General features: G+C 61.2%; 8 protein-coding genes. All 8 read right to left on the bottom strand.

The genetic code is table 11. From position 1 onward, the window contains the following. Positions 1–27: 27 nt before the first annotated feature. Positions 28–756 carry a tetratricopeptide repeat protein gene (locus tag I5L79_RS14050; protein ID WP_196955694.1) on the bottom strand — a complete coding sequence of 243 codons (729 nt, stop codon included), beginning with the start codon at positions 754–756 and terminating at the stop codon, positions 28–30. A gap of 354 nt (positions 757–1,110) precedes the next feature. Continuing rightward, the gene (locus tag I5L79_RS14045) at positions 1,111–3,762 is read right to left on the bottom strand and encodes a DNA gyrase/topoisomerase IV subunit A (protein ID WP_231403118.1); all 2,652 of its coding nucleotides are present in this window, start codon (positions 3,760–3,762) and stop codon (positions 1,111–1,113) included. A 617-nt stretch (positions 3,763–4,379) separates the two neighbouring features. Further along, positions 4,380–6,095 (bottom strand): ATP-binding protein, encoded by a 1,716-nt coding sequence (locus I5L79_RS14040; protein ID WP_196955693.1) that lies wholly within the window; start codon positions 6,093–6,095, stop codon positions 4,380–4,382. Then, positions 6,088–6,417 carry a circadian clock KaiB family protein gene (locus I5L79_RS14035; protein ID WP_196955692.1) on the bottom strand — a complete coding sequence of 110 codons (330 nt, stop codon included), beginning with the start codon at positions 6,415–6,417 and terminating at the stop codon, positions 6,088–6,090. Before I5L79_RS14035 ends, I5L79_RS14040 begins: the two co-directional genes overlap by 8 nt. 9 nt (positions 6,418–6,426) lie before the next feature. Beyond that, positions 6,427–6,750 (bottom strand): circadian clock KaiB family protein, encoded by a 324-nt coding sequence (locus tag I5L79_RS14030; protein ID WP_231403107.1) that lies wholly within the window; start codon positions 6,748–6,750, stop codon positions 6,427–6,429. A gap of 9 nt (positions 6,751–6,759) precedes the next feature. Then, positions 6,760–8,493 carry a circadian clock protein KaiC gene (kaiC, locus tag I5L79_RS14025; RefSeq protein WP_196955691.1) on the bottom strand — a complete coding sequence of 578 codons (1,734 nt, stop codon included), beginning with the start codon at positions 8,491–8,493 and terminating at the stop codon, positions 6,760–6,762. Positions 8,494–8,729: 236 nt separating this feature from the next. Continuing rightward, positions 8,730–9,137 (bottom strand): response regulator, encoded by a 408-nt coding sequence (locus I5L79_RS14020; protein ID WP_196955690.1) that lies wholly within the window; start codon positions 9,135–9,137, stop codon positions 8,730–8,732. A 61-nt stretch (positions 9,138–9,198) separates the two neighbouring features. Continuing rightward, entirely contained in the window at positions 9,199–11,742 is a 2,544-nt protein-coding gene (locus I5L79_RS14015) for a PAS domain-containing sensor histidine kinase (protein ID WP_196955689.1), read from the bottom strand. Positions 11,743–11,788 lie beyond the last annotated feature (46 nt).

The raw sequence follows: 11,788 nt of genomic DNA, 5'->3' as shown, positions 1-11,788 counted from the left end.
GGAACTCCGGCCGGGCTAATTAGGACTCTAGGGTTGTTTGCCCGAGGTCTGGCGGCCGACTTTGCGCTCCAGCTTTTCGCGCAGATTGCGGCAGCGGCGGCTGATTTCCAACTCCTCCGTGGTGAAAGGCGTGAGCGTGGCAGCCCGGCGCAGAATGTCAAGGGCCTGGGCGCGGCGGTCCTGGTTTTCGAACACCCGGGCCAGATCATAATACACTTCGATGCGCTGGGGATTCAGCTCCTGTGCCCGCTGCAGGGCGTCAATGGCTTTGCGGGAGCTGGCGCCGCCCGGCCGGCCACCCAGAAACAAGCCGCTGAAGGCCCGCTCCAGCAGGTTGTAGTGGTCGACGCGGTAGTGCCAGCGGCCCAGCAGCTGCCAGGCTTCCGACCAATCGGGGCGGCGGGCTACGGCCATAAACACATAGGCCTTCATGTCGCGGTAGGCGCGCAGGCGGTCTTTGGCGCGCAGCAGCGTAGCCTGGTTGTAGAGCGTGAGGGCCACAGCGTAGTTCGATTCGGGTCCCTCCTGCTTGAGTGCCCAGCTCCGTTCGGCGTAGCCGCGGGCCATAGTGTAGTAGGCACTTTTGCGGGTTTCATCGGTGTAGCGCCGGCCGATGCTAAGGTTGAGCAAGGCAGCCTGCCACAAGGCCTCGTAATTTTTATCGTCCTGACGCAGCACCTGCTCATACTTATCCAGAGCTTCGGAGTCGCGGTACTGGCGCTGGAGGGCCCGGGCCTCGGCCAGCAGCTTGCGCACGGGAGGTTTGGGAACGACGGCGTTAGCAGGTGCTTTTTCCTGGGCAACGGCGGGCCCCGGGCCTGCACTGAGCAATGCCAGCAGCACTAAGCTTACCCATCGAAAATGCCATTGCGCGTTGCCTGCCACTGAACTGCGTTTCCCGCAAAGCTGCGGTTTTTATCGGGGTTAACGGAAAGTAGCTGGCGTTTTTTTACACTTAACCGAATAGTCGAAACCGATTTACCTTGCAGGTGGCTACCGGTCTTTGGCCGTTCGCAAAGCAGTTATTCAGCCGCTCTACCTCTACTTATTGGGCAGAAAAAAGCCCCGCTGGTAGGCGAGGCTTTCGGGAGAGTTATACGAATGTGGCGGCTAAAATAGCTTGAGCTGCGACTTGGGCGTTTTGAGCACGGCCTGGGCCTGGGCTACTTCGGCGGCCGATATATCCACGTGACCGTGCGTCTCGGCCGGCGCCGGTGCGTCGTTGGGCTGGGCCTGGGGCGACGGCGCAGCTTTCTTTTTGGCCGCCCGGCGCTCCGGCTCGGGGCCTTCGTCCGTCAGCAACGTCACAGCGTGGACCTTGAAGTAGTTGAGCTTGTTGCCCAGCGCCTTCCAGCCTTTCACGTCGATGAACTCGTGGAGCTGGATTTTCTCGGTTTCCTTGTCGGCCTTCTTGTCGCGCTGCAGCTTCACTTCCACCTGCGGCTCGGCAAAGCAGGTAGCGCACAGCAGCTTCGAGCCTGGCGCTTCGGAAATGAAGACAAACCGCTTTTCGAGCGTGCTGGTTTCAATCTTAAAGCGCTTAACGTAGTGCGTTTTCGTCTCCGCATCCAGGTACACAGCACTAATGACCGTATCGGGCTCCAGCTTGCGCAGCAGCACGATGTTGGGTACATCGAAGTGGTAGGTTGGGTTGGGTGACTTCAGCTCGTAGGAGCCATCCTTGTACACCACCAGAATAGTATTGTCGGTGTCGAAGGTGCCCAGGTAGCGGCCGTGGCCGGCGGTGTTGAGGCGGCCCACCACGCTGTCGAAGAACATTTCGCGCCCACCCAGGGTGGAGTCGCCAAGGCTTTTCTGGGTGATTTTCTTGATCGGCTGCTTGGTCACGATGTTGCCCATCGAGCCTTTGCCTTTGATGGCCAGCTCGGCAAAATCGAAGTCAAACTGCTTGACGCGGGCCGGGGCTTTGTCGGAAAGCTGCACGCTCACCACTTCCGACTCGGAGTTGGGGTTTGCCGTGAGATAAAGCGTTTTGGTGCCCTTGGTACCCTTTGTGAGGTCGTAGGCTTTGTCGCGGGTGATGCCCGAAACGAGGAAGCGCTTGGCAAAGGCGATGCCCGAGGCGCCATCCTGGTACACCATATTGTACACCAGCCGGTCGTCGTTCTTGTTGTACACGCCGGCGTGCAGAATATCCTTGCCCACGAAGGTTTTTTCGGCAATCCGGGTCACCACAAACGTGCCGTCACGCTTGATGGCAATGATGTCGTCCAGGTCCGAGCAGTCGCAGAGGTAATCCACGCTTTCGTCCTTTTTCAGGCCGTAGCCCACAAAACCGTCTTTGCGGTTCACGTAGAGCTTCTGGTTGGCCACGGCCACTTTCTGGGCCGTTACCACGTCAAAGGTGCGCAGCTGGGTTTTCCGCTCCCGGCCGGCGCCGTACTTTTTCAGCAGCCCCTCGAAGTAGTGAATGGCGTAGCGCGTGAGGTTGGCCAGGTGGTCGGCTACTTCGGCCAGCTCGGTTTCCAGCTTCTGGATGTACTCATCGGCCTTGAAGCCGTCGAACTTGCTGATGCGCTTGATGCGGATTTCGGTCAGGCGCGTAAGGTCGTCCTCCGTGATGGCACGGCGCAGCACAATACGCTGGTCGTCGGCCTTGGCTTTGGAGCCCTGCACGCGCACAAACTTGCTCAGGCCTTTCTCAATCGTGTCGAGAATGTCCTGCCAGGTTTCGCACTCCTCAATTTTGCGGTAGATGCGGTTTTCGATGAAGATCTTTTCCAGCGAGGCCGAATGCCACTTCTCGTTGAGCTCATCCTGGCGGATTTCCAGCTCCCGCTCCAGCAGCCGCACCGTTTTCTGGGTGCTCAGCCGCAGCATGTCCTCCACGCCCACGAAGCGCGGCTTGTCTTCGATGATGACGCAGGTGTTGGGCGAGATGCTGATTTCGCAGTCGGTGAAGGCATACAGCGCGTCCATCGTCAGGTCAGGGGAAATACCCGTCGGCAGGTGCACCTGAATTTCGACTTCAGCGGCCGTGTTGTCCACGACTTTCTTGATCTTGATTTTGTTGGCTTCCGAGGCCTTCACGATGCTTTCCATGAGCGCCGTGGTGGTGGTGCCGTACGGAATGTCGCGAATAACAAGCAGGGTCTTGTCGGCCTTCTCGATGGTGGCGCGCAGGCGGATTTTGGCCCCGCGCAGGCCCCCATTGTAGTTGGTCACGTCGCAGAGTCCGCCGGTTGGGAAGTCTGGAAACAGCTGGATTTCCCGGCCCCGCAGCACGTCGATGCTGGCCTTGCACAGCTCGCGGAAGTTGTGGGGCATGATCTTGGTGCTCAGGCCCACGGCAATGCCTTCCACGCCCTGGGCCAGCAGCAAAGGGAACTTCACGGGCAGCGTGGTCGGCTCGCGCTTGCGGCCGTCGTAGCTCATCTGCCACTCCGTGATGTCGGGGTTGAACACCACATCCAGGGCAAACTTGCTCAGGCGGGCCTCAATGTAGCGCGGGGCCGCGGCGCCGTCGCCGGTGCGAATGTCACCCCAGTTGCCCTGGGTTTCGATGAGCAAATCCTTCTGGCCCAGGTTCACCATAGCGTCGCCGATGCTGGCGTCGCCGTGGGGATGGTACTGCATGGTTTGCCCGATGACGTTGGCTACTTTGTTGAAGCGGCCGTCGTCCATTTCCTTCATTGCGTGCAGAATGCGGCGCTGCACGGGCTTGAGGCCGTCTTCGATGGCGGGCACGGCACGCTCCAGAATCACGTAGGAAGCATAGTCCAGAAACCAGTTCTGGTACATGCCGTTCACGGTGGCTACGTCGTGAATGGTTTCGCCGGGGGCAAACTTGGGCTCTTCCTCCGTCACAGGCTCCGGGGCTTCTTCCACCGAGGCCTCGTCTTCGGCGGCAGCCATTTCCTGCAGCAGCTGTTCGGTTTCGGCGGGTGTTTCGGGCTGCTCTCCGTCGAGGGCCATTTCGGCCGCGGCGGGCGCGGCAGCCGTGGGTTCAAAGCTCATCGTGTCACCGGCCCCGAAAAGCAGGGGCTGCGCAGCATCATCCATCGGAGAGTCGGGGTTGACCATCGAAACAGGGGGTTGGTCGGCAAAGGGAATGCGGGTTGTCATCAAAAGTACCGTTAGCTGCGCAGAACGCAATACGCTTCAAGGCAAAGGCGGCCGGCAAAGTTCCCAAAATATTTAGCTAATACCCTACCATGAAGCATTCGTCATTTCAGTTACAAAATGACATTAAGACCAAATTACGGCATTTTACCCGAAAAAATCAAACTAATTTCAATAGCCAATTCCAGTGTTTTCAGCTAACCTGATGAGCCGGCATTTTGGCAGGGTGAAACGGACGCGGTCCTATTTCGGAACCCCGCCAGGAACAGCCTTTGCGGCAACGTTGGGTAGGCTGGCTAGTAGGGGAACCAGACCGAAAACGTGGACCCCTCGCCTACTGTGCTGTTTACTTCAATGCGCCCGCCGGCATTGTCCAGAATGCGCTTGACCATGTAGAGGCCGATACCCGAACCATCGACGTGGCCGTGAAAGCGCTGAAACATACCGAAGAGCTTATGGGAACTGGCCATCGGAAAGCCCAGGCCATTGTCCTGCACCGTGAGCACCAGGTAGCCACCCTCGGCCCGGTACTGCACCCGAATGAGCAGGGGCCGCTCCGGGGACCGGTATTTCACCGCGTTGCTAAGCAGGTTATACACCACGCTCCGCAGGTTTTTTTCGGAGAATGGGATGCTGGGACAGTTGGCTACCTCTACATCCAGCCTGGCATCGGCAGCCTGCAGCAGCGGCCCCAGGTCCAGCAGCACTTCTTCCACCACCGGCGCCAGCTGCACAAAAGCCGGCTGGGGCTCATGCTCCTTCTGCAGCTTGGTAACTTCCGTCAGGTATTCAATAGTGCGCTTAAAGCGGTCCACGGAGGTTTGCATCATGCTCAGCAGCGGCTCCACCTCCGGGCTGCTCCCTACCCCGGCGGGCAGCTCCGTCAGCAGGGCCTGCAGCAGGCCTTCAATGTTGTTGATGGGCTGCTTGAGGTCGTGGGAGGCGGTGTAGATGAAGTTGTCCAGGTCCACGTTGGCGCGCACCAGCTCCTCATTGTTGCGGTGCAGCTGCTGCTGGGCCTGGGCAATTCGCTGCTGAGCCAGCTTGTGCTCGTGAATATCGGTATAGGTACCAATCCACTGAATAATCTCGCCCTGCTCGTTGCGGGAAGGCAGCGCCCGGCCCAGCATCCAGCGGTACTCGCCGGCGGCGTTGCGGATGCGGCACTCCACTTCCAGCGGCTGCTCGGTCCGCAGGCTCTGCTCCCACTTGGTTTCAGCGGCCCGGATGTCCTCGGGGTGCAGGCTATCCGTCAGCCACTCGGCCAGCGGCTGGCCGGCCTGCGGGCCCGCGTAATCAAACCAGCGCTGATTCAGAAAAGTGTTTTCGCCCCGCACATCAGCCGTCCAGGCAATCTGCGGAATTCCTTCCAGCATGCGGTGGGCTTCAGCAGCGGCCTTCTCCACGGCCTGGCGCGCCGTTTCCTGGCTTTTGAGTTCCTCGTGCTGGCGGCTAAGCAAGGCGTTCTGCTCCGTTACCCGGGCCCGGATGCCACTTATTTCGCGCTCGGCGGCCAGGTCAGTCACGATAACGGCCAGCACCGGTGTTTCGCCGAACTGCAGCACGTTCATCGACAAGGCAAACGGCAATAGCAGACCGTCGGTGGCTTCCAGCGGGATTTCGCCCTTAGCTTTGCCCTGCCAGCCCTGGGCCAGCAGCGTCTCCCACGCCTGCCAGAAGCCCAGCGGCACAAAATCGGCGAAGGTGCTGCCCATAACTTCTGTCAGCGGCAGCCGCAGCCAGCCTGCCAGGCAGGCGTTGCAGTACAGCACTGTGCCGGTTTCGCTCAGCAGCAGGGCCCCTTCGTTCATCTGCTCAATGAGGGTGCGGTAGCTCTGGTCGGCGCCGGCGAGGGTGAAGATGCGGGGGCCGTCGGGGGCCTGCACGGCCAGTGCGTCGATGGTGCCGGTCCGGATGGCCGTGAGCAGGTCTTCGGCCTCCTGCAGTTGCTGGCGCAGCAGCTCATTTTCCAACGCCAGGGCCTCAGTCGGGGAAAGTGCGCGCTCAGCCATGCAGGTATGGGTCGTTGGGGTCGGGCTCAATGCCAAGCAGGGTAAGCACCCGGCGCCGCTCCGACAGGTCGCCTACCAGCCAGCGGATAAGGCCGGGGCTGCGCTTCACCAGCGTAGGTGCCGCAATGATGCGGGCTTCCCGGGCCAGCTCCGGCTGCTGATAGATGTCCACGATCTGCAGCTCGTAGCGGCCAGCCAGGTACCGCTCACAGATTTCCTTGATGTTCTGCACGGCCCGCGCCGAGTTGGGCGTGGCGCCGGTGATGTACAGGTGCAATACGTACTCGGCTCCGGCCACCGCCTGGCCCTCCTCTGATTCCATACCGCAGGGCTACTTAGGGTCGAGGGGCCGGATATCCAGCCCCACCAGCACCCGCTCCTGGTTGGAGAGGTCACCAATGATTTTGCGGATGGGCGAGGGCACTTTGCGCACCAGCGTGGGAATAGCCAGAATCTGGTCGCCCTCGGCCAGCTGCGGGTTCTGCAGTAGGTCGATAACTTCCAGGCGGTAGCGGCCAGCTAGGTGCTCCTCGCAGTATTTTTTCAGGTTGGCCAGGGCTGTGACGGACTTGACGGTGTGCCCGGCTACGTACAGGCGCAGTTCCCAAATTTCCTCGTCCATAAGTAAGGGTGCCGAAGCTAACGACGTTTCCATGCCGGGGTATTACGAATTAGTAGGCTCGGCGGCTGAAGTGCCGCCCGGGCGGGGCGCCAGGCCTTGGGCCACCTGCTGGCGGGCCTGGCGCTGGTCCTGCTGGCGCTGCTGCTCCTCCTGGCCCACGTGGCGCAGCTCCTCCTCCACCGACTCGAACTCGGTGCGCAGGTTGGCAATGGTGGCTTCCAGCACGCGGCGCTTGCGCTCCACTTCCCGCTCGCGGCGCTCCACCTCCTGCTGGGCAGCCAGGGCCAGGGCCTGCTCCTGCAGAAACTGGGTGTGGCGCCCGGCCCCCGTCACAATGCCCGCCGGCCCGATAACTACGTCCAGCAGGCGGATGCCCTCGTCGGTTACCAGAAACTCCCGCACCTGATTGGAGTGAGCCATGCCCCGGGCTTTGAGAATGCTGATACCCCGGTTCCGCTCGCCAATACCTTCTAGGTCGCGCACGTGCAGCCAGGTATCCACCAACGACGATATGCCTTCCTCGGTCATTTCCTGGTTGGCCTTGCTGCCGCTCATCAGGGCCGTGAACAAGGCCGTGATGCCCTGCACCTTCAGGTAGTCGATAAGGCGGGTGAGCATGCCGCGCACTTCCGTGATGCTGCCTACTGAAACCAGGTTGCTGATGGGGTCGATGACCACGCACGCCGGCTTAAACTCGCCAATGAGCTTGTGAATGGTGACCAGGTGCTGCTCCAGACCGTTGAGCGTGGGCCGTGAGGCTTCAATCCTCAGCAACCCTTGTTCTACATAAGGTTGCAGATCCATTCCCACGGAGCGCATGTTACGGATCAGCTGCTGCGGCGACTCCTCGAAGGCGAAGTACAGGCACTGCTCGCCCCGGCGGCAGGCTTCCAGCGCAAAAGCCGCGCCCAGGGTGGTTTTGGCCGTGCCGGCCGTGCCTGTGATAAGCGTGCTGCTGCCCCGGTACAGGCCCCGCCGCTTGAACATCTCGTCCAGCCCCGAAACGCCCGTCGACACGATTTCGTCGGACACGGCGTGAGCCAGCTTGAGCGAGGTAACGGGCAGTACCGAAATGCCCTGTTCCGTTATCAGGTACGGGTATTCGTTGGTGCCGTGGGTGCTGCCGCGGTACTTTACAATGCGCAGGCGGCGGGTGGTAATCTGGTTGATGACGCGGTTGTCGAGCAGAATCACGCAGTCCGACACGTACTCTTCCAGGCCCTGGCGCGTGAGGTTTCCCTCGCCCCGCTCCGCGGTGATGATGGTGGTAACGCCCTTGTCCTTGAGCCAGCGAAACAGCCGGCGGATTTCCGAGCGCAGGATGGCTTGGTTGCTGAAACCCGAGAACAGGCTCTCGATGGTATCGAGCACCACGCGCTTGGCCCCGATGCTGTCGATGGCGTAGCCCAGGCGAATGAACAGCCCTTCGAGGTCGTACTCGCCGGTTTCCTCAATCTCGGAGCGGTCTACGTGGATGTGGTCTACGCGCAGCTTCTTGTCAGCTTGCAGCTGCTTGAGGTCGAAGCCCAGGGACGTGACGTTGGCAGCCAGCTCGTCGGCGGTTTCCTCGAAGGCCATCAGCACCCCGGGCTCGTCAAACTCCTGAATGCCGCGCACCAGAAACTCCACGCTCAGCAGGGTTTTGCCGCAGCCAGCCGAGCCGCAGATAAGCGTGGGGCGCCCGCGGGGCAGGCCGCCGTCGGTTACGTCGTCGAGGCCCTCAATGCCCGTGGGGGCCTTGGGCAATTGGGGCAGCACAGGAGAAGCAGCAGTCATAGAAACACGGCAGGAAACAGCAATAATCCGGCGGATAGCGGCCGCCACCCTGCGTTCGGCAAGCATAAATCGTGGCCACGGACCTGCGCAGGCGTTTGCCTGTGCCGGAAAACGAAGGTCGCACTATTTTATGATTCGCCCATCCGCGTCAGGAAACGTTGCGGGAACAGGCACCCCGCCAGGTAAACCGGGGCTAAGCATTCAGGCCTGCGGCAAGATCAGCCCTGCGCCCTTGCCTAGGGAAAATACTTATGCAGTAGGGCACTGACTTTATCGGCAGTCAACGGCTTGCTCAGAAACTCATCAATGATGCCTAGCTGCTCCACCTGGCGCACGTCGCGCGGATGCAGGGAGGTGGTGAGAATAACGATGACCACGCCTTGGCGCTGCTCGGGCAGCAACTGCTGGTAAGCTTCCAGAAACTGGAGGCCGTTCATGCCGGGCATGTTGATATCAAGCAGAATAAGTACCGGGCAGACCGGCGTGGGCTGCTGGCAGTGCTGGCGCAGGAAATCCAGGGCCGCGTGGCCGCTTTCAACCACGGTAAGGTGCTGGGCTATGCCCAGACGGGTGAGCAGGCTTTTATTGAGGAAATTATTGATCGGGTCATCATCGATCAGCAAAACAGACGGCAGCGGAGTCATGAATAGAGCGGCATCGGCCAGCCAGGACGGCTGGGGAGGTATCGGAACGGTAAGAAGACAGCTAGGAACGACGGAAATACACCGAGAAAACGGAGCCTACGCCCGGCTCGCTGGTTACGGACACGCGGCCCCCGGCGTTTTCCACGCTGCGCTTCACCATGTACAAGCCCAGCCCCGTGCCCTCCACGTGGCTATGCAGGCGCCGGAACATAGTAAACAGCTCGGGCAGCTGCTCGGGGGCCAGGCCCAGGCCGTTGTCCTGCACCGTGAGTACCGTGTAGTCGCCATCGGGATGGCAGGCCACGCGGATTTCGGGCAGGCGGTCGGGGCGGCGGTATTTGAGGGCGTTGCTAAGCAGGTTGAAGAGCACGGAGCGCAGGTTTTTCACCGAAAACCGCACGCTGGGGCAGGCTTCCACATCAATGGTAAGCCGGGCGCCGGTTTCGGAGAGCAGCGGGGCCAGGTCCAGCTGCACGTCGCGCAGCACGGGTGCCAGGGCTACTTCGGTGGTGGGCTGGGTGTGCTCCTTCTGGAGCTTGGTCACGTCGGCCAGGTGGTGAATAGTGCGCTTGAAGCGGGCCACCGACTCGTACATCATGCCCAGCACCGGCCCTACTTCCGGGGCCGCGGTGGAGGTTGTGAGCATACTCTGCAGCACGTGCAGCAGGCCCTCGATGTTGGTGATGGGGGCTTTGAGGTCGTGAGAGGCGGTATAGATAAAGTTGTCCAAGTCGATGTTGGTGCGGGTAAGCTGCTGGTTGAGGGCAGCCAGGTCGGTGTTGCGGCTCCGGAGCTGCTCGTTGACGGCGTCTACCTGCTGGCGTGCCTCCACCTGCTCGGTCACATCCGTAACAAGGGCGTAGAAGCCCTGCACCTTGCCCCCGCGCAGATCGGGAATGTAGCTGGTGTGGATATATCTAATGAAGCCCTCACGGTACGGCATACGTGCCTCAAAATCCAGCCGCTCGCCAGCTAGTGCCCGGTCGATGTACCCTTTCACGGCTTGGTAGGCGGCTTCGCCTAACACCTCACGCACAGGTCGCCCTAGCAACGACTCGGCAGGAATTTCGAACCAAGCCTCGTAGGCCTTATTGGTGAATCGGTATACTTCATCAGCATCGAGGTAACTAATGAGTACTGGCAGCGCATCAGTAATCAGTCGCAATTGCTGGGCGCTGGCTTCGCGGGCTTGGCTGGCCTCTACCTGCTGAGTTACTTCAAAGGCAAACACCAGTACACCATCAATGTGGCCCTGCTCGTTGAAGCGAGGCTGCTGAATGTAGTTGAAATACCGGTCCTCCAGCTGTCCGTCTTCGGGCCGGGCAATAGGTATCAGCAGCCCCTGCTCCGTATGGGTATAGCCGGTTTCGTAGACCTGCCGAAACGTACGGTGCACCTCATGACCGGCTATTTCGGGCAGGGCTTCCAGGATGGGTTTGCCCTGCAGCTGCCGGCCCGGAAACAGCTGCTGATAGCCGGGGTTCACCAGCTCATACACCAAGTCCGGGCCATTAAGAATACAGATGGCGGCCGGGGCCTGCATAAACAGGCGCTCCAGGCGGGCGCGGTGCCTTTCAGCCGTGGCGTAAGCCCGCCGGGCATCGGTAGTGCGGTCCTGAACGCGGGCTTCCAGCTCCTCATTCAGCAGGCGCAGCTCCTGCTGGGCCAGAAACAGCTCAGCATTGTTTTGCAGAAACTCCTCGTTGGCGGCGTGCAGCTCTTCGTTGGTGGCGGCCAACTCCTCATTCAGGTTCTGCGCTTCGTGGCGGCTGAGCACCTGCGCCGTCACGTCCACGGCCAGATCGAGTACGCCCAGCAGGGCGCCGTCCGCATCATACAGGGGCTGGTAGACAAAGTTGAAGTAGTGGGTATCAAGGCGGCCGTTTTGCCGCAGCTGGGCCGCCACCTCAGTGCCCACGAAGGGCACACCCGTGCGGGCTACCTCCGCCATCAGCTCCGTGAAGCCCTGCCCCTGCAGCTCGGGCACGGCTTCCAGCAGCGGCTGGCCCAGCAGCTCACTGGCGCTATAGCCCCAGATGGCGCTCATCTGCTCATTTACGGCCACCACCACATGCTCATCGCCCTGCAACACGCCCATGGCCACGGGCGCCTGCGTGAGCAGGGCGTTCAGCAGGTTCCGTTCCCGCTCGGCGGTGGCGCGGGCGGCCTGTTCCCGGGCCTGGCTTTCGCGCAGGGACTGCTCAGCGGCCGTGCGGTTCTGATCGGCCGTATCGGTAAAGCTTACGACCAGTAGCTCCCCGCTGCGCTGGGCCGAGAGGTGAAAAAAGTTGTCCAGGCCGTCGTGCTGGTAGTTTACGTCGTAGCGGCCCGGCTCTCCCGAGTTGTAAGTATTGCGGTAGAAATCGAAGATGCCGGCCCCAATGGCGTTGGGATAGAGCGTGAGAAACGTTTCGGCGGGCTGCTGGGGCAGCTGCAGCATCCGCCGGGCCGCGGGGTTGAGAAACTCGTAGGCCAAGTCCACGATGTCGTGGGAGCCAGCCCCTGCCATCACCGGGCGAAACAGGATTACGCCCGTCAACGACACGTTGAGCAGCGTCAGGGTCAGGTCGTCGAGCGGAGGCAGGGAGGCCGGGAAGGCGGGCATACGGGCACGGTTGGGTTCGGAAATATACGACGGGCAGCCGCATGCG

The organism is Hymenobacter guriensis, from assembly GCF_015773195.1.
GTDB lineage: Bacteria > Bacteroidota > Bacteroidia > Cytophagales > Hymenobacteraceae > Hymenobacter > Hymenobacter guriensis.
This window is presented reverse-complemented; position numbering and strand designations above follow the sequence as displayed.